We start from the raw sequence: 18,016 nt of genomic DNA on the forward strand, positions 1-18,016 counted from the left end.
TTCTGGCGGCGATGCCGATCAATTCACCCACCGCCGAAAGCCTTGCCGAAGACCTGCTCGGGCGAAAGTTCGAGGAGCTCGGGCCAGAAGAGCAGCGCGTGCTGGAACGCGTCGCGTCAGGCGAGATCGAGGATTGCGACGCAGACGAACTCGCCGCAGTGAACATGACGTTCGGCCAGCGCCTTGCCGACCGGGTGGCGGCGGTGGGCGGATCGTGGGGGTTCATCATCGTGTTCGCTGTGGTGCTGCTGGCCTGGATGCTGGTCAACAGCCGGTGGGCGGCGGGGCTAGTGCCCGAATGGGATGAATACCCCTATGTCTTCCTCAACCTGATGCTCTCCACGCTGGCCGCGCTGCAGGCCCCCGTCATCATGATGAGCCAGAACCGCCAGTCGCAGAAGGACCGGCTGACCGCGCACCACGATTATGAGGTCAATTTGCGCACCCAGCTCGAAATCCTGCGGCTGCATCGCAAGATCGACAAGCTGTTCAACAAGATGGGGCAGCTGCAGGGGCAGGTGGGCGACGTTGCCATCAACACCGAGGCGGTGGTCAACGAAGTCGCTGGCTTACCGATTCAGGGCGAAACGGCGGGCTGATCCTGCTCGCGCGCAATCCAGCGGTCGATCTTGGCTTCCAGCACCGGCAGCGGCAGCGCGCCGCTCATCAGCACCTGGTCGTGGAAGCGGCGGATGTCGAAGCGCGGCCCCAGTGCGGCTTCGGCCTTGTGACGCAGCCGCTGGATGGTCAGCGCGCCGATCTTGTAGGCTAGGGCCTGCCCCGGATTGGCGATGTAGCGTTCGACTTCCGCCGTCGCGTCGCTGCGGCCCATGCCCGAATTGCCGAGCATGTAGGCGATCGCCTGCTCGCGGCTCCAGCCTTGCGTGTGCAGGCCGGTGTCGACCACCAACCGCATCGCGCGCAGCATTTCGTCGTCGAGCGTGCCCCAGTGCTGCATCGGGTCCTTGTAGAAGCCCATCTCGTAGCCGAGCGTTTCGGCATAGAGCGCCCAGCCTTCGACATAGGCGGTGTTGCCGCCGAAGCGCTGGAAATCGGGAAGCGCGGCGTTTTCCTGTGCGAGACTGATCTGGAAGTGATGCCCCGGCGCGCCTTCGTGCAGGTAGAGCGTGGTCACGCCCGACAGGAACCGGCTCTTGAGATCGTAAGTGTTGAAGTAGAACACCCCGGGGCGGCTGCCGTCCGCCGCGCCCTGGCTGTAGCTGCCGCCCGCCTCGTACTGCGCGCGATAGGCGGGATAGGCTTGCACCAGCAGCGGCGTGCGCGGCAGGTGCAGGAAATAGCGCGGCGCCAGCGCATCCACCTTGCGCCCCACCGCTTCGAACCCGCGCGCCAGTTCCTCGGCGGTCTTCGGGTGAAAGCGGGGATCGACGCGGATCGCATCGAAGAAGCCGCGCAAGGGACCGGCGAAGCCCAGTTCGGTCTTCACCTGCAGCATTTCCTGCTGGATGCGCGCCACTTCGGCCACGCCGAGGCGATGGACGGCGGCGGGATCGAGATCGAGCGTGGTGTGCTGGCGCACCAGCAGGCGATAGAGCCGCTCGCCGCCCGGCATGGCGGACAGGCCCACGTCCTCGCGCGCGGCGGGCAGGTACTCGTTGGCAAGAAAATCGCGCAGGCGGCGATAGGCCGGATAGATGTCGTGCGCGGTGGTATCGGCGAAGGCGCGCGTCAGGCGAACGCGGTCCTCGGCGCGGATGGCGTGGGGGAAGGCGCGCACGGGCGAGAGGAAGGGGGAGTGCGCGGGCGGCTGGGCGAGGATGCCGTCGATCTGCGCGACCATGTTGCGCACCGTCAGCTTCGGCTCGGTCACGCCGCTCGCCATGCCTTCCCGGAAGCGCGCGATGGCGGTGTCGAACACGTGCGGCAGCGCGCGATCGAGCGCGAGGCGCGCCTCGTAATCGGCCAGCGTTTCCAGTGGCATCGCGCTGTCGGCCGAAACGAGGCCCGGAAACTCCACGTGGAAGCCGCCGAAGTGGTTGAACGGGCGCGGTGCGGTCAGCGCCTCGATCGCTGGCGAAAGCTGCGCCTGCTCGTCGAGCTTGTCGGCGCGGAACACGTCGTAGGAAATGCGGTGCGCATCATCCAGCGCGGCGCGGTCGATGTGCGAAAGGCGTTCGAGCGCATCGGCGTTGGCGGCGCGCAGGCTACGTGTGAGGTCCGGCGTGAACAGCAGCGCGAAACGTTCGGCCGACAGCCGCTCGCCGCGTTCGAGCGCGGCGAGGGGATCGAGCGCCTGTTCGCTGCGCGCGTCCTCGATGAACAGGCGATCGAGCGCTTCGGCATCGCCGACCCGGACGGGGGGCGTTAGAGGGGCCGGGGCCGAGGCGGGCGCCGGCGCGGGCAGCAGCGCAGGCGGCGCTTGCCGCACCGCGCAGGCAGACAGCGCCAGAAGCACGCTCGCGCACAGCAGGCGGACCGGCCTCACCACCACGGGCGCGCCCGATACCACTTGGTCAGCACGTATTTCACGCCCCGGATCACCGGCGTTCCGGCGTGGAGGCTGAGCGGGTTGGGCGTGCCATCGGGCCCCATGTTGTTCCACACGATCAACGCGCCCGGCTGCGGCGGGATCGACAGCGACACGCGCGGAAAGTCGGTCGTGCCGCCTTCCTCGACCGCGTTGAGATAGGCCATCGCGGTCCAGCTGCGCTGCCCGCCGCGCTTCTGCTCGGTTTCCCAGAACGTCTGGCTGGGTGCAAAATGATCGAAGTGAGCGCGAAATTCCTGCCCCACGGCATAGCGCTGGCCCTGGATCGTCTCACCATAGCCCGGCTCAAGCCCCAGCAGGTCGTCGATCCGACGCTGCAGCATGAGGATGAACGGATCATCGGGATCGACATCGCCCGAATAGCTGGTGCGTCCCGCCGTTTCGTCGGGCGTGTAGGTAGCCGAAGGCTGGGCGACGCTATCGACGATGCCCATCAGTCGCGTGCATTCGGCGGGCGTGAAGAAGGCTGAAAGGCCATAGATCTCGAGCCCCTCGACCGGCAGGCGGTGCGCTGCCGGATCGGCGTCGAGCCGCGCGCGGACGCTTTCGCCGAGGCGCTTGAGCAAGGGAGTGTCGGGATCGCGCGGGGCGGTGCGGCTGGGCGAGGACATGGTGCGTGCCCGTCATGGCCGATGGCGCTGGCCTGGGCAAGACTGCGCCTGCGGCGACAACCGGTGTCAAGGCCCCAAGGCGCCGTCCTTGCGTCTTCCTGCGGGACAATAGCGTCGATCCGGCGCAATTTTCGGGCTGCAAACCCGCCTGCTTTTGGTCCGATACGGTGCTGGACGATTGAAACTTTGAAAAAATAATAAGACATGAAATCCTGGTTAACCAAACGGGGCACTGGGCCGCTCCGGTCCGGCAAACCATTGGTGAATACTTAGTGGCTGGGTCGCGAAAGAAAAATGGTCGTCGGTTAAGGCGGAACGACATTCGCGGAATGGCTTTGTGCCGGATGGCAGCGCGGCAAGCGCTTCGAGGAGGTCGTTCTTTTTGGAAGCCAGAGTAGACATCGACGCCGAGCCTTACCGTGTCGCTCGGGCGCTTTACGACCTGCGCCGCCGGCGTGACGCCGCCAACGGGGTCAAGGGTCTGTTCGGCGAGCCGGGCTGGGATATCCTGCTCGACCTCTACATCGCGCGCCATCGCGGCACGGAACTGCAGGTTTCGAGCGTGTGCATCGAAGCGGGCGTGCCATCGACCACGATCCTGCGCTGGATTGCCCGGCTGGAACGTGATGGCCTCGTCTATCGCGCCAACGATCGCGGCGATGCGCGTCGCCGCTATGTGCGGCTGACGCCGGAAGGGCACGCCCTGATGGAGCGCGTGCTGATGTCGATCGGGCCGCTGCGCTGATCGTGGCAACGATTGCCCGAAAGAGCAATCGGCCCCACCGACATTGTCGGCGGGGCCTGCTGCGTTAACCTTTCTGGTCTGCTTACCAGAAGAAGTCGTAGATCACGTCGACCACTTCGCCGCTGTAGGTATCGACCAGCAGCACGTCGTCGTAATAGCGCACCCAGCGATAGGGACCATAGGCCGGGGGCAGGCGATAGGCCCAGGGATCGCTGATCCAGTACCGCTGCGAATAGAACGGTGATCCCAGCGTGAAGCCGATGCTCAAACGACTGTAATTGTAGCCGCGGTATGGCGCGTAGTAGTAGCCGCCGCGGAACACGTTGCGGTTCTGGTTGCGCCAGGCATACCAGTTGTAGCGGTTGTCGCGCCGCCAGTCGTTGTTCCAGCGGCGCTGGCCGTCCCAACGCTGGTGATTGTCCCAGCGCCGATCCGCGTCGCGCCGCCAGCTGTCATTGTTGCGCCAGCGATCGTTGTCGCGCCGATCGTTGTCCCAGCGATGGTCCCCATCGCGGCGGTCTCCGTCGCGGCGGTCGTTATCCCAGCGGCGATCCCCGTCTCGGCGGTCGGCATCGCGATGCCAGGTATTATTGCCTTCCCAGCGGTTGTTGTCACGCCGATCGTTGTCGCGCTGCTGTGCGCTCCACGCGGGGCGTTGCTGGACCTGCGGGACGCCCGGGCGGGCGCCGTCGCCGTTCCAGCGCTGGCCGTCCCAGCCGCGCTGGGGCAGGCCGCCTTGCGCCTGCTGGCCACGGTCGGGCATCGAGGGCGCCTGCGCGCGCCAAGCGGGCTGCGGGCGATTGCCCTGGTTTCCGTTCGACCAGGTGTTGTTGCCGCCGAACGTGCGGTTGATATCACGCTGCGGCGGGGCGACGCGTTCGGGCGCGCGCTCGACCGGGCGTTCGGCGGGGCGGGGCATCTGCATTTCGCGACGATCACCGCCGCGTTCGCGGTCGCGTTCCTGCGCGTTCGCAGGCAGCGCGGTCGCCAGCATGGCAAGGGCGAGCGTGGTGCCGATGCCGGTCTTGAGGAAGGACTTGGCACGCATGGCCATCTCTCCGGATACGCGGCGCCGCGATCCATTCGCGGCGTTGTATGAGACCTCTCTACGCATGGCGCGATGTCCGGGCCCTGAACCGGCGAGGTGTCATTTGTTAATCTGAAAATTGTTTTTGATGAACGAATATCGCTGCGCGGACATGAAAAACCCCGCCGGAGCGCGACTCCGGCGGGGTTTTCCTACCACGTTGCGCGCAGGTCAGCGCGTCAGCTTCTTGTACGCCAGCGCGGTCGGACGGTCGGCGGCATCGCCCAGACGGCGGCGCTTGTCCTCTTCATAGGCGGCGAAGTTGCCTTCGAACCATTCGACGTGGCTGTTGCCTTCGAACGCCAGGATGTGCGTGGCGAGACGATCGAGGAAGAAGCGGTCGTGCGAAATGACCACGGCGCAGCCGGCGAAGTTCTCGATCGCATCTTCCAGCGCCGAGAGCGTTTCGACGTCGAGGTCGTTGGTCGGTTCGTCCAGCAGCAGCACGTTGCCGCCCTGCTTCAGCATCTTGGCCATGTGCACGCGGTTGCGTTCACCGCCCGAAAGCTTGCCGACGTTCTTCTGCTGGTCCGCGCCCTTGAAGTTGAACGCGCCGACATAGGCCCGCGTGCTCATGTCCTGCTTGTTGACCACCATGTAGTCGAGCCCGTCGGAGATTTCCTCCCACACGTTCTTCTTGGGATCGAGATGGTCGCGGCTCTGGTCGACGTAGCCCAGGTGCACGGTCGAGCCGATCTCGATCGTGCCGCTGTCGGGCACTTCCTTGCCGGTGATGATCTTGAACAGCGTCGACTTGCCCGCGCCGTTCGGCCCGATCACGCCGACGATGCCGCCCGGCGGCAGCGTGAACGACAGGTCTTCGAACAGCAGCTTGTCGCCATAGGCCTTCGAGATGTTCTTCACCTCGATCACCTTGCCGCCGAGGCGCTCGGGCACCTGGATGACGATCTGGGCCTTGGTGACGGGGCGGTTGTCCTGCGCGTTCTGCAGTTCCTCGAACTTGCGCACGCGGGCCTTGCTCTTGGTCTGGCGTGCGGCCGGGGTCTGGCGGATCCACTCGAGTTCGCGCTGCAGGGCCTTCTGCTTGCCGCTTTCTTCGCGGCTCTCCTGCTCGAGACGCTTGGCCTTCTTTTCCAGATAGGTCGAGTAGTTGCCTTCGTAGGGATAGTACGAGCCGCGATCGAGTTCGAGGATCCAGCCGACCACGTTGTCGAGGAAGTAGCGGTCGTGGGTGATCATCAGCACCGCGCCCGCGTATTCCTTGAGGTGGTTTTCCAGCCACTGTACGCTTTCGGCGTCGAGGTGGTTGGTCGGTTCGTCCAGCAGCAGGATCGAAGGCTTCTGGATCAGCAGGCGGGTGAGCGCGATGCGGCGCTTTTCACCGCCCGACAGGCTTTCCACGCTCCAGTCGCCCGGCGGGCAGCGCAGCGCTTCCATCGCGATTTCGAGCTGGTTGTCGAGCGTCCAGCCATCGACAGCGTCGATCTTGTCCTGCAGTTCGGCCATTTCGGCGCCCAGTGCGTCGAAGTCGGCGTCTTCCTCTGCCATTTCCATGCCGATCGCGTTGAAGCGTTCGACCATGTCGGCCACTTCGCGCGCGCCGTCCTTGACGTTTTCGAGCACGGTCTTGGTCGGATCGAGCTGGGGTTCCTGCTCGAGATAGCCGACGGTGATGTTCTCGCCCGGCCAGGCTTCGCCAGTGTAGTCCTTGTCGACGCCGGCCATGATCTTGATCAGGGTCGACTTGCCCGCGCCGTTGGGGCCGACGATGCCGATCTTGGCACCCTGGTAGAACTGGAGGCTGATGTCCTTCAGCACCGGCTTGGGTGCGCCGGGGAAGGTCTTCGTCATGCTCTTCATGACGTAGGCGTATTGCGCGGCCATGTTTGGTCCTTCGGGGGATGCTGGAATGCTTTAGGCAGCCCTCTACAGGCCGCGCTTCGGCGGGGCAAGCGGCTGGCGTTGCCCGTCCCGCCGGACCGCTACAGCACGAAGTCCGCCGCCGTCAGCGCGACCCGCCCGGTCAGCGACAGCGCGAAGTCGGCAAGTCCGTCGCCGTTCACGTCGCCCTGGATCAGCGTCCAGCTCGAACCGAGGCTATATCGCAACTCGCCCGCGTGCCCGGTAAAAGCGCCTTTGCCGAGCCAGGCGAAAGCATCGTTGGCGGTGCCGCTGCCTGCTCTGGCGTCGATCAGGGCAAGGTCGATGCGGTCGGCCTGCGCGCGGGAGAAATCGCTGATGGTGTCGGCGGTGGAGCGGGTCTTGCCGCCAAAGTCGGCGATCGCCTCGAACACGAAGCGATCTGCGCCGGTCCCGCCTGCAAGAATGTCCTTGCCGCGCCCGCCGGTCAGCACATCGGCCCCGCCGCCGCCGGAGATGTTGTCGGCGCCCGCTTCGCCATAGAGTTTGTCCGCGCCCGCGCCGCCGCCCAGCACGTCCCCGCCTGTGCCACCATAGAGCCGGTCGTTGCCATCGCCGCCCAGCAGCAGGTCGACACCTTCCTCGCCCCACAGTACGTCGTCGCCCTTGCCCCCCATCGCTCCGTCGTTGCCATCGCCGAGGCGAACGCGATTGGCGAAGCGGTCGCCCACGTAGGTGTCGGCATGGCCGTCCTCGAACGTGGTGACGACCGACAGCGCATGGTCGTTATAGGCCGCCGACAGTCCGATGATGCTGTGCTCCTCGTGCGCGCTGATCTGCGAGCCGAGGTTGAACAGCGCGTCGGCCTTGTCCTGCGATATGCCGGTCAGGTTCGAGAAGACGTCCGAGAAGAACTGCTTGACGTTGTCCTTGAACTTGCGGTCGTACTCGTTGACGTCGACCGGGGCGCCCGATCCGACCGAATCCATGCCCTCCTGCAGCAGCGAGAACGAGCGTTCGTGAAAGTCCTTCACGATCTCGCCTTTCGCCTGCACATCCTCGACCGTCTCCGACGATCCGAACACCGTCTCGATCAGCGGCGTCTTGATGTGGTCGTCGACGATCTTTTCCACCACCTGATCGACCAGTTCGCCCACGATCTTCGCGCCGGCCTCGCGCACGGCCTGCGTGGCCGTCAGGCCGGCGTCGATCCGGTCCTTGATCGCATTGGTGATCTCGGTCCACGTAGACGAACCGCCCTGGCCATCGTCGATGCTGGCCGTGCCGTCCTCGCCAAAGGTCAGCCCGCCCAGCGATGCCTTGACCTCGGTTCCCTTGCCGTCCGGCGCGGCGGCGCTCGCCGCTTCGTATGTGGGGACATCCTGCACGAAATTGTCGGGCAGGGCGGTGTAGGGGTCCTGCGGGAACGTCGGGCCGACGGCATTGATCCAGTCGCCCCACGCGTCGTCGCGTTGCCCACCCACTTGTCCCACCGCCAGCAGGAAGCGGCCCTCGTCGGGGTCGTTGACGCCCGCATTGTGCAGGAACAGGCCCTTGCCGCCATCCACGACGACGTAGAGCTTGTCGTAATGCGTGACATAGCCGCTGAGGTCGGTCACGTCGGCGGGCAGGCCGGGCACGATGATCTTGGCAAAGTTGCTGATGATCGACTTGTCCGGATAGAGTTGGGGCAGCACCTCGTCCGGCTGGCTCTGCGCGCTTGCCAGAACGTTCATGCCCTCGTCGAAAAGGACGCCGTTGTGCGTGACGGTGTAGTGGCCGAAGATCTCGATCGACCCGATGAACACCTCGTCGGTGATCAGGAAGCCGCCATAATCGACCACGTCGGGCAGGGCAGACAGTTGCATGCCGACATAGCTTTTGGGAACTTCCGCGATCAACAGACCAAGCACGGGCAGTCCTTCGGAATCCGCCGCCGGACCTGAAAAGAAGTTCGTCTCGGTGCCTGACAGGATCGGCACGTTGACCAGTTCCGCGCTGGTGTACGAATAGACGCCGCCCGTATCGGACGTGTCGGGCATGTAAAGGGCCATGGCCGGGACTCCACGCTATGTGGAAACTACTTATCCCAATTTGCACGATTGAACAAATGGCGCGCCTGTCTTGCTCTCCGGCCCGTCAGGCGGCGGTGCGGTGCTTGAAGAAGGCGATGACATCCTGCTCGACCTGCTTCGTCGCGCTGTCCGGTTCGTCGATCAGATGCCAGGTCAGCACCGAGTGCGGCGGGATCGGGGCGTTCGTGTTGGCGTCGGCATCGGGCAGTTCCACCGTCACGCAGCGTTCGCCGAAGGTCTCCTTCAGCATGGCGAAGCGCTCGTCGGGGACAAAGCCGTCGCTGGGGAAGCGCAAGGCCATGATCGTCAGGTCTTCCTCCTTCAGCCGCCGTTTGGCGCAGGCGATCTCCTGCGCGCTGGCGTCGATCATGCCGGCGCCCTTCTTCCCCAGCGGCAGCGAGGGCTGCGACAGCACCGGGGCCACCACCGAAGGCTCGGTCATCATGGCGAGCGCAAACCCGCCGGTGAAGCACATCCCCACCGCGCCCACGCCCCGGCCACCGCAATCGGCGTGCGCCTTGCGCGCCAGCGCGCGCAGCCATTCAACGATCGGGCTGGACCGGCCGTTGGCCCAGACGTTGAATTCGCGCCGGATGCAGATCCCGGCGATCATCTGCCCCATGGTGTAGAGCCGCCCCGGAATGCGCCCGTCCTCGCCGAACAGGCTGGGGCAATAGACGGTCATGCCCTGCGCCGCCACGCGATCGGCAAAGCGCAGCACTTGCGGGTGGAGGTTGGGCATTTCGTGCATCACGATCACTGCGGGCCCATGCCCCTTGCGCCATACGCGGCGTGTCCACGGCCCGTCGGTGAATTCGAACGCCTCATACCCGGCGAAGGCCTGGCGGTTCTTCATGGGCACTCTCCCCGTTTGCCCGGGCAGTGTGACGGTTTGCGCGCGGTCTGGCAAACGCAGGCTCGGCCACGGAGGAGGAATTTGCAAAACGACGGGTTCTACTTATACCCCGGTTTCATGCGAAACCTTGTCCGTCCGGCCATCGCCGTGCTTGCCGCCGCGCCGTGTGCGCTTTCCGTCCCCGCCAAGGCAGCCGATTCCGTCGCGTGGGACATCGTCGCGGGCCTTACTACCGAGGTTGGCCAGCGCCTCGCCGGCAGCGAGGCTGAGTCGCGCGCGCGCGACTGGGGCGCGGAAAAGCTCAAGGCGCTGGGCTTCCGGAACGTCAGGATCGAGCCGTTCCCGATCCGTGGCTACGTGCGCGGAATCGACAAGGCGCGGATCATCGCGCCCGTGCCGCAGGCGCTGGCAGTGACCGCGCTCGGCTATAGCGGCGCAACCCCCGACAAGGGCATCGAGGGCGAGGTCGTCTATTTCCCCACGCTCGCCGCGCTGAAGGCCGCGCCCGATGGTTCGCTCACCGGCCGGATCGCCTTCATCGACCACGCCATGCGCGCCGCGCAGGATGGCTCGGGCTATGGCCCCTATGGCCAGGTCCGGCGCGAGGGACCGGGCGTTGCCGCGCGCAAGGGCGCGCTAGCCGTGGTGATCCGCTCGGTCGGCACCGACAGCCACCGCAACCCGCACACCGGCGTCACCAGCTGGCCCGAAGGCGTGAAGCCGATCCCCGCAGGTGCGGTATCCAACCCCGATGCCGACCTGATCGCGCGGCTGGCGGGCATGGGCAAGCCGCTGCGCCTTGCGCTGACGCTGACCGGCAAGACCGTGGACGGCCTGCCTTCGGGCAATGTCGTGGCCGATCTGCCGGGCCGCGATCCTGCGCTGCCCCCGGTGCTGGTGGGCTGCCATCTCGATAGCTGGGACCTGGGCACCGGCGCCATCGACGATGCCTCGGGCTGCGCCATCGTCACTGCCGCGGCGCTGCGCACGCAAGTACAGGGGCAGACCTTGCGCACCATCCGCGTGTTGTGGGCAGGTTCGGAGGAAATCGGCGGCTTCGGCGGCGAGGCCTATGCCAAGGCGCATGCCGAGCCCCACGCGCTCGCCATGGAAAGCGATTTCGGTGCCGACCGTGTGTGGCGCGTGCAGACGAAATTCGCGCCCGCCGACAAGGCGCTGGCCGACCGCATTGTCGCCGCGCTCGGGGTGATGGGCGTGGTCGCGGGCCGGGGCAGCGCGAACGGCGGCACCGATGTCGAGCCGGTGATCGCAAAGCAGAAGCTGGCGGTGGTCGATCTCGGCCAGGACGGCACGCACTACTTCGACCTGCACCACACGCCCGACGACACGCTCGACAAGGTCGACCCCGCCGCGCTCGAACAGAACGTCGTGGCGTGGACGCAAGTGCTGGCCATCGTCGCCAACGCAGACTCCATCGCGTCGACAGAGTAGGAGCTCAATCCGCGGACCGGTGGGTGATGGGCGGCGGCAGCCCGCTACCCTTCCGCAAACTCGACCAGGCTCGTCACCCCGCCCACGTTTTCCACGCGCATCGTACCGCCCAGTTGCGCCACGAAGCCCTGGATGATTGCGGTGCCAAGGCCCCGGCGCACCGGGGCCTGTTCAGCGGGGGCGGGCAGGCCGCGTCCGTTGTCTGCGACGGTCAGGCGCAGCCGGTTGTCGCCGATGCGTTCGATCACCACGCGCACGGCGGGGGCGGGGTGGCCGTCGAAGGCGTGCTTGAAGCTGTTGCCGAGGAGTTCGCTGATCAGGAGCACCAGCGTCATCAGTCGCCCGATTTCGAGCCGCGCGTCGGCCACGTCGACCTGGACCTGAACGTCGCCCGCCGTCCACACGCCGCGCGCGTGGTCCACCGCGCGGCGGATCTGCTGCGCCAGCGGCAGGTCGAGCGCGTTCGGGTCGTAGAGCTGGCGATGGACTTCGCCCATCAGTTCGATGCGTTCGTTGGCGCGGTCGATGGCGTCGAGCGCGCTTGGTGGGTTCGCGGCGATCTGGCGGCGTTGCAGGCGCAACATCGAAGCAACGGTGGCAAGGTTGTTGGCGACGCGGTGCTGCAGCTCCTTGAACAGCAGCGTCTGCATCTGCGTCAGTTGCGTCAGTCGCGCCTCGCTCGCTTCGAGTTGGCGCTGGCGATGAACCAGCCCGTCGATCAGCACGATGTCGATCGCCACCACGAACAGGTAGAACAGCATGGCGGTCACGCGTCCGCCGCTCAGGTCGAAGCTGTGGAAGGGGGGCACGAAGTAGTAGAGCGCGGCAAGGCCGCTCAACAGCGCGCAGACAATGCCCGGGCCGCGTCCGGCAAGAAGCGTCGCAAGGATGACGCCCGGAAAGAAGGTGAGGAACGGGAAACCCGGCGGCAACCAGTTATCCGCCGCGAGCCGCACCGAAAAACTGACCAGAAACAGGCCGACGCCCGCCGCGTATCCGGCAAGTCGGCCGCGTATCGGCTGCAATAGTTTTCGCGGCAGGTAAGGCATATATGCCTTGAGACTGCCCGCTAATCGTTTCCTTTGCAACTGCAACAAGGCCCGGATCGGCCGACGCGCGATGCGCCTGCCGTCCGGGCCTTGTCTTTATTGCACGATCAGATGCGTTCGATGATGATCGCAGGGGCCATGCCGCCCGCGGCGCACATCGTGATCAGGCCGTAGCGGCCACCCGTGCGCTCCAGTTCGTCGAGCGTGGTGCCGATCAGCATCGAGCCGGTCGCGCCGATCGGGTGGCCCAGCGCCATCGCGCCGCCGTTCGGGTTGACCTTGGTGCGGTCGAGGTGAAGGTCGCGGATGAACTTTTCCGCCACCACGGCGAAGGCTTCGTTGATTTCCCAGTGGTCGATGTCCTCGACCTTGAGGCCAGCCTTCTCCAGCACCTTCTTCGCCGCAGGGACCGGGGCGTTGAGCATCAGCGTGGGATCATCGCCCTGGTTGGCATAGGCCACGACGCGGCCGCGCGGCTTCAGGCCATGCTTTTCGGCATAGGCGGGCGAGGTGATCAGCAGTGCAGCCGCGCCATCGACCACGCCCGAGCTGTTGCCGGCATGGTGCACGCCCTTGAATTCCAGGTCGGGGTAGCGGCGCAGGATCTGCTTGCGGAAGGTGGTGCCGCCAATGTCGAAGTCGGCGATGGCGTCGAAGCTGGCCTTCAGCGAGGCGAGGCCCTCGGCGGTGGTTTCGGGACGCGGGAACTCTTCATGGTCGAGCGCGACCGAGCCGTCTTCGTTGTAGACGGTGACCAGCGACTTGTCGAAGCGGCCTTCGCGGATCGCGCGGTCGGCGCGTTCCTGGCTGACCAGCGCCAGCGCGTCGAGTTCCTCGCGGGTGATGCCTTCCAGCGCGGCGATGGCGTCGCCGCACACGCCTTGGTGCGACTGCGGGTGGATCGCGTCGAGCGCGGCGTTGCCCGAACCCATGCCCAGCGGCTTGATCCCGGCGTTGGCCTGTTCCGCGCCGTGGCTGGCGGTGAAGCTCATCATCTCGGTGCCGCCCGCGATCACGCAGTCTTCCATGCCCGACATGACTGCTGCCGCGGCAAGGTTCACCGAGGTGATGCCGCCGCCGCAGAAGCGATCGAGCGTGGTGCCCGATGCGGTGATGTCATAGCCCGCAGCCAGCGCCGACATGCGGCCAAGGTCACCGCCCTGCTTGCCGACCTGCGACGACGTCGACCAGATGATGTCGTCGACGGTCGAGGTGTCGAGGTTGTTGCGGTCCTTGATCGCCTTGAGGCAGGTCGCGGCGAGATGCTGGGGGTGCAGGTGCGACAGCGCGCCCTTGCCCGGCTTGCCGATGCCGCGCGGGGTGCGCACGGCGTCGATGATATAGGCTTCGGCCATGGTTCTCTCCTCAACAGTCCGGCGAGACCCCCCGATGGGGCCGGCAATGAGTCCCGGTCTTGTTTAAGCGAACGATTAAAGGGTGGGTGTGCTTTACGCAAGGGTAAAGCGCGCGCTCTCGACAGGGAGGTGGGCCCGACCTTATGGAAGTGCTTCCAGATCAAGGAATCCGCAGCGATGTCAGCCGACCTGCTCGAAGGCGCCCGCGCCCTGTCCGACCGCATCGTGGCCCTGCGCCGCGCGATCCACGCCGAACCGGAACTCGGGCTGCACACGCCCAAGACGCGCGATAAAGTGCGCGCCGCGCTTGCCCACTTGCCGCTCGACTGGCGCGAAGGGCCGTCCACCACTGGCCTCGTTGCCACGCTGAAAGGCGCGGCAGGCGAAGGCCGCACGGTCCTGCTGCGCGGTGACATGGACGCGCTGCCGATGCCCGAGGAAACCGGCCTGCCGTTCGCTTCGACCATCCCCGGCGCGATGCACGCCTGCGGCCACGATACCCACACCGCGATGCTGGCAGGCGCGGCGGAGCTGCTGTGCGGGATGCGCGACCAGCTTTCGGGCACAATCCAGTTCATGTTCCAGCCCGGCGAGGAAGGCTACCACGGCGCGCGCTTCATGCTCGACGATGGGCTGATCGATCCGCTGCCCGATGCCGCCTTCGCGCTGCACATCATGCCCGATAGTCCGCACGGCCTGGTCGCGGGGCGCGCAGGCGCGCTGATGGCGTCCGCGGACCAGTTCGACATCGTGGTCGAAGGGCGTGGCGGCCACGCCTCGATGCCGCACCAGACGCGCGATCCCGTGCCTGTCGCTTGCGAGATCGTCACCGCGTTGCAGGCCATGGTCACGCGCAAGTTTCCGGTGTCCGATCCGGTGGTCGTCACCGTCGCGCGGATCGAGGCAGGGACCGCGCACAACGTCATCGCCGATCGCGCCAGCCTGAAAGGCACGATGCGCACGCTTTCGCCCGGAAACCGCACGCGCCTGCACCATGAGATCGAGCGGCTGGCGACGCTGATCGCCGCCGCGCACGACATGACCGCCGCCGTCCGCATCGAGCAGGGCTTCCCGGTCACGGTCTGCGACGAACGCGCGGTGGCGCTGGGCGAGGCGGTGGTCGAGGCCCTGGCCGGCCCCGGCAAATTCCATCGCCTGTCGCATCCGATCATGGGGGCGGAAGACTTCTCCTACGTGCTGGAAAAGGCGCCGGGGGCGATGTTCTTCCTCGGCGTATCCCACGAAGGCGACGACTGGCGGCAGTGCTGCGGCATCCATTCCACGCGCATGATGGTCGATGAAAGCGTGCTGCCGCTCGGCACTGCCCTGCTCGCCGGATGCGCCACCCGTTTCCTCAAGGAAGGTTTTGCATGATCTGGTTCGGTGACAAGGCGCCCGACGAGAACTACCTGCGCAACAGCTTCAAGGTCGCCATGCCCGGCTTTCTGGGCATCGAGTTCGTGGCGATCGACGACAATTCGCTCACGCTGCGCATGCCGGTGACGGAAAAGGTCCACCAGCCGTTTGGTCGGCTGCATGGCGGTGCGTCGGTGGTTCTTGCCGAAACCGCAGGCTCGATGGCGGCGGCGTTCTGCGTCGATCCGGCGCAGTTCGCCTGCGTCGGCATGGAGATCAACGCCAACCATATCCGCCCGGTGCGCGATGGCTGGGTCTATGCCAGCGCCACGCCCGAAGCGATCGGCCGCACCACGCAAGTCTGGTCGATCCGCATCCGCGACGAGGCCGACCGCCTTGTCTGCATCTCGCGCCTGACGGTCGCGGTGATCCCGGTCGAGCGCAAATAGCCACCTGCCCGAAAGGGCATTTTGCACCGTATGACGGAATTTTGATGGACGGCAGGGAACCCCGGTCAGGTTCAACGCATTGACGCGCAAGGGGATTGCAGCGCGCAAGCAGAGACGAGACCGGGAACTTTCATTTGTCGAACCATCGGGAAGATCAGGCGCATCGGGCGTATGACGACAGCCCCGACCGATTCCGCGCCAGCCGTCCGGCGTTGTCCTTCGCCGGAGCATCGGGCGTCCTGTTCGAACAGGCCATGGCGCAGACCCGCATGGCGATCTGCCTGTGCGATCCACACGCTGCGGACCAGCCGATCGTTTTCGCCAACCGCGCCTTTCGTGATCTGACCGGCTACGACGAGGCCGAGATCGTCGGTCGCAATTGCCGTTTCCTGCAAGGGCCGGGCACCGACCCAGAAGCACTCAAGCGCATTCGCGCCGCGATCGCGCAGGAAGACGTGGTGGTGGTCGAGATCCTCAACTACCGCAAGGACGGCACCGCGTTCTGGAACGCGCTCCACCTCGGCCCGATCTACGATGCTGATGGTCGCCTGCTATATTTTTTCGGCAGCCAGTGGGACGTTTCCGACGTGCGCGCCGCCCGCGCCGATGAACGCCACGCGCGCGAGCTGGCGCGCGAACTGTCGCATCGCATGAAGAACATGTTCGCCGTGATCGGCGGCATCGTCAATTTCACCGGCCGCGCGCGCGGCATCGAGACGGAAGCCCGCGAGATCAACGACCGTATCCAGGCCTTGGGCCGCGCTTATGAAACCACGCTCGACGAAGCCTCCTCGGGCTCGATCGAGGTTGGGCAGGCGATCCGTTCGGTGCTCGGCCCCTACGATCCCGAAGGTCGCCGCATCCGCTTCGAAGGCAACGGGCTGCGCAGCGATTTTTCGGCGGTGTCGGTGCTGGGCCTCTCGCTCCACGAACTCGCTGCCAACGCGCTCAAGCATGGTGCGTTGAGCGAGCCGGATGGGCACGTCACCGTGCGCTGGAACCGCAATGGCGCGGCCAACCAGCCGACGATCGTGATCGACTGGGTGGAGGAAGGCGGACCGCACGTCGATGTCGCCGGCGTCGGCCTCAGCCCCACGGCGGGCAGCATTGTCGATCGCATGCTCGGCATGGCGCGGGGCGCCATCGAGCGCGAATGGCATCCACAGGGCCTCCACGCGACATTGCGCCTGCCCTTGCGCGAGGAGGTCGGATGAACGAGATGCCGCGCCGGGTGCTGGTCCTCGATGACGAGCCGCTGATCCTGCTCGATCTCGAATTCGCCGTAGAGGACGCAGGCTGCGTGCCGCTGACGGCGCTCGAAGCCGAAGAGGCGTTGCAGATCCTCGCCGAACAGGCGATCTGCGCCGCCATTCTCGACGTGTCGCTGGGGCAGGGCCAGACCTGCGAGCCGGTCGCCCGTGCGCTCGCCGCGATGGGCGTGCCCTATGTCCTCCATACCGGCGATCTCGATCGCATGGACGAGGCTGTGCGGCGGCTGGGCGGGGTGCTCGTGCCAAAGCCCACGCCCGCCGCCGTTGTCGTATCGCGTGCGCTCGAAAACGCCCAGCAGGGCGAGCAGCAGCGCTACGGTTAGGGCCGCTCAGATATCTTCAGCATCCGCGCGATGGCACCCAGCATATCGCGCGAGAACGCCTTGGCGATGCCAGCGTCGGCCACGATGTTGAACGCATGGATGCCGCCGGGGTAGCTGTGCAGTTCCACCGGTACGCCCGCATCGACCAGCCGCCGCGCGTAGTCGAGGTTTTCGTCGAAGAACAGGTCGAGGCTGCCCGTGCCGATCCAGGTCGGCGGCAGGCCGGCCAGATCGTCGGCGAGGCTGGGGGAGAACCAGCCCTTGCGCGCATCGTCCACGGCATAATCCCCGCGCAGCGCTTCCCAGCCGAACTGGTTGTAGGCGCGCGTCCAGATGAATTCGCCCGTGGTGCGGTTGCCATAAGGGCAGGCGTCGCCCCCGGTGCGGTGGTCGATCATCGGATAGACGAGGATCTGCGCCGCCAGCGCTGGCCCGCCGGTATCGCGCGCCATCTGCGCGGTCGCCGCCGCAAGGCCACCGCCCGCGCTTTCGCCGATCACGCCGATGCGCGTGGCATCCACGCCCAGCCGGTCGGCGTTGTCCGCCAGCCAGCGAAGGCCCGCGAGGCAATCTTCCTGCGGCCCCGGAAACGGCGTTTCGGGCGCAAGCCGATAGTCGACCGAGGCGACCGGAATGCCCAGCGCCGCTGCCATGCCCGCCGGCCCGGCCATCATCGCGCGCGCAGAGCCGAGGATCATGCCGCCGCCGTGGATGTGGAGCAGGGCGGGGCGATCTTTCGCGCCGGGCGCGGGATCGTACCACAACACGTCGATCTTTCCGCCCGAACTGGCGACGCGTTCGATCACCGGCTCGATCACCGGCTGTCCGATCGCGGCATATTGCGCCGCGCTCGCCTCGCGGATCGCGGGCAGCGTTTCGCGCGTGAACGGGGCGCCCCGGCCCAGCACATCGAACAGCGGCAGGGTTTCGGGATCGACAAGATGCAGGGTTCTACCCGGTTCCGTCACAAGTCCTCTCCATTCTCTTTCTGGTCATGGTTGATCGCTTTGTGCTTGCGTGGGCCCGCCTTGTCGAGCCAATGGCGAACAATCAGTTG

At 66.3% G+C, this 18,016-nt stretch carries 16 protein-coding genes; 7 read left to right on the forward strand and 9 right to left on the reverse strand.

Annotated features, from left to right (window positions below; genetic code table 11):
- The first annotated feature begins 11 nt into the window (after window positions 1-11).
- Window positions 12-599, forward strand: coding sequence for a DUF1003 domain-containing protein (locus K3A84_RS07750; protein WP_225008744.1), 588 nt, complete (start codon window positions 12-14; stop codon window positions 597-599).
- Here the strand turns inward: K3A84_RS07750 and K3A84_RS07755 are convergent.
- Together K3A84_RS07755 and K3A84_RS07760 are read right to left on the reverse strand one after the other, a co-directional pair.
- Window positions 578-2,449, reverse strand: a complete 1,872-nt coding sequence (locus K3A84_RS07755) for a DUF885 domain-containing protein (protein WP_225008745.1) — start codon at window positions 2,447-2,449, stop codon at window positions 578-580. The two genes, K3A84_RS07750 and K3A84_RS07755, sit on opposite strands and share 22 nt — an antisense overlap.
- Entirely contained in the window at window positions 2,443-3,120 is a 678-nt protein-coding gene (locus K3A84_RS07760; protein WP_225008746.1) for a prolyl hydroxylase family protein, read from the reverse strand. Before K3A84_RS07760 ends, K3A84_RS07755 begins: the two co-directional genes overlap by 7 nt.
- 382 nt (window positions 3,121-3,502) lie before the next feature.
- Here K3A84_RS07760 and K3A84_RS07765 point away from each other — a divergent pair, with 382 nt between their 5' ends.
- The gene (locus K3A84_RS07765) at window positions 3,503-3,865 is read left to right on the forward strand and encodes a winged helix DNA-binding protein (RefSeq protein WP_225008747.1); all 363 of its coding nucleotides are present in this window, start codon (window positions 3,503-3,505) and stop codon (window positions 3,863-3,865) included.
- Window positions 3,866-3,947: 82 nt separating this feature from the next.
- Here the strand turns inward: K3A84_RS07765 and K3A84_RS07770 are convergent, their stop codons facing one another.
- The 4 genes from K3A84_RS07770 to K3A84_RS07785 all read right to left on the reverse strand — a co-directional run bounded on the left by K3A84_RS07770 (window position 3,948) and on the right by K3A84_RS07785 (window position 9,704).
- The gene (locus K3A84_RS07770) at window positions 3,948-4,913 is read right to left on the reverse strand and encodes an RcnB family protein (protein ID WP_225008748.1); all 966 of its coding nucleotides are present in this window, start codon (window positions 4,911-4,913) and stop codon (window positions 3,948-3,950) included.
- Window positions 4,914-5,123: 210 nt separating this feature from the next.
- Window positions 5,124-6,797, reverse strand: a complete 1,674-nt coding sequence (gene ettA / locus K3A84_RS07775) for an energy-dependent translational throttle protein EttA (protein WP_225008749.1) — start codon at window positions 6,795-6,797, stop codon at window positions 5,124-5,126.
- Between the two features lie 98 nt (window positions 6,798-6,895).
- Window positions 6,896-8,827: a calcium-binding protein gene (locus tag K3A84_RS07780; protein ID WP_225008750.1), complete on the reverse strand. Its 1,932-nt coding sequence runs from the start codon at window positions 8,825-8,827 to the stop codon at window positions 6,896-6,898.
- A gap of 85 nt (window positions 8,828-8,912) precedes the next feature.
- A complete protein-coding gene (locus K3A84_RS07785; RefSeq protein ID WP_225008751.1) occupies window positions 8,913-9,704 on the reverse strand; it encodes a dienelactone hydrolase family protein in 792 nt (263 codons plus the stop codon).
- A gap of 117 nt (window positions 9,705-9,821) precedes the next feature.
- On the opposite strand from K3A84_RS07785, the gene K3A84_RS07790 reads away from it, so the two are divergent.
- Window positions 9,822-11,156 (forward strand): M28 family peptidase, encoded by a 1,335-nt coding sequence (locus K3A84_RS07790; RefSeq protein ID WP_225008752.1) that lies wholly within the window; start codon window positions 9,822-9,824, stop codon window positions 11,154-11,156.
- A gap of 44 nt (window positions 11,157-11,200) precedes the next feature.
- On the opposite strand, the gene K3A84_RS07795 is transcribed toward K3A84_RS07790, so the two are convergent.
- Window positions 11,201-12,181, reverse strand: coding sequence for a sensor histidine kinase (locus K3A84_RS07795; protein WP_225008753.1), 981 nt, complete (start codon window positions 12,179-12,181; stop codon window positions 11,201-11,203).
- 131 nt (window positions 12,182-12,312) lie between these two features.
- Window positions 12,313-13,560, reverse strand: a complete 1,248-nt coding sequence (locus K3A84_RS07800; RefSeq protein WP_225008754.1) for an acetyl-CoA C-acetyltransferase — start codon at window positions 13,558-13,560, stop codon at window positions 12,313-12,315.
- A 177-nt stretch (window positions 13,561-13,737) separates the two neighbouring features.
- On the opposite strand from K3A84_RS07800, the gene K3A84_RS07805 reads away from it, so the two are divergent.
- The 4 genes from K3A84_RS07805 (at window position 13,738) to K3A84_RS07820 (ending at window position 16,959) form a co-directional block, all read left to right on the forward strand.
- Complete coding sequence (locus K3A84_RS07805; protein WP_225008755.1) at window positions 13,738-14,934, forward strand: M20 metallopeptidase family protein; 1,197 nt, start codon at window positions 13,738-13,740, stop codon at window positions 14,932-14,934.
- Complete coding sequence (locus K3A84_RS07810; RefSeq protein WP_318248289.1) at window positions 14,931-15,365, forward strand: hotdog fold thioesterase; 435 nt, start codon at window positions 14,931-14,933, stop codon at window positions 15,363-15,365. The genes K3A84_RS07805 and K3A84_RS07810 overlap by 4 nt, the downstream gene beginning before the upstream one ends.
- Before the next feature lie 134 nt (window positions 15,366-15,499).
- Window positions 15,500-16,579 carry a PAS domain-containing protein gene (locus K3A84_RS07815; protein WP_225008756.1) on the forward strand — a complete coding sequence of 360 codons (1,080 nt, stop codon included), beginning with the start codon at window positions 15,500-15,502 and terminating at the stop codon, window positions 16,577-16,579.
- The gene (locus K3A84_RS07820; RefSeq protein ID WP_225008757.1) at window positions 16,576-16,959 is read left to right on the forward strand and encodes a response regulator; all 384 of its coding nucleotides are present in this window, start codon (window positions 16,576-16,578) and stop codon (window positions 16,957-16,959) included. The genes K3A84_RS07815 and K3A84_RS07820 overlap by 4 nt, the downstream gene beginning before the upstream one ends.
- On the opposite strand, the gene K3A84_RS07825 is transcribed toward K3A84_RS07820, so the two are convergent.
- Window positions 16,956-17,927: an alpha/beta hydrolase gene (locus K3A84_RS07825; protein WP_225008758.1), complete on the reverse strand. Its 972-nt coding sequence runs from the start codon at window positions 17,925-17,927 to the stop codon at window positions 16,956-16,958. The two genes, K3A84_RS07820 and K3A84_RS07825, sit on opposite strands and share 4 nt — an antisense overlap.
- Window positions 17,928-18,016 lie beyond the last annotated feature (89 nt).

Origin of the sequence: Novosphingobium percolationis, assembly GCF_020179425.1 — a bacterium.
GTDB classification, from domain to species: Bacteria; Pseudomonadota; Alphaproteobacteria; order Sphingomonadales; family Sphingomonadaceae; genus Novosphingobium; species Novosphingobium percolationis.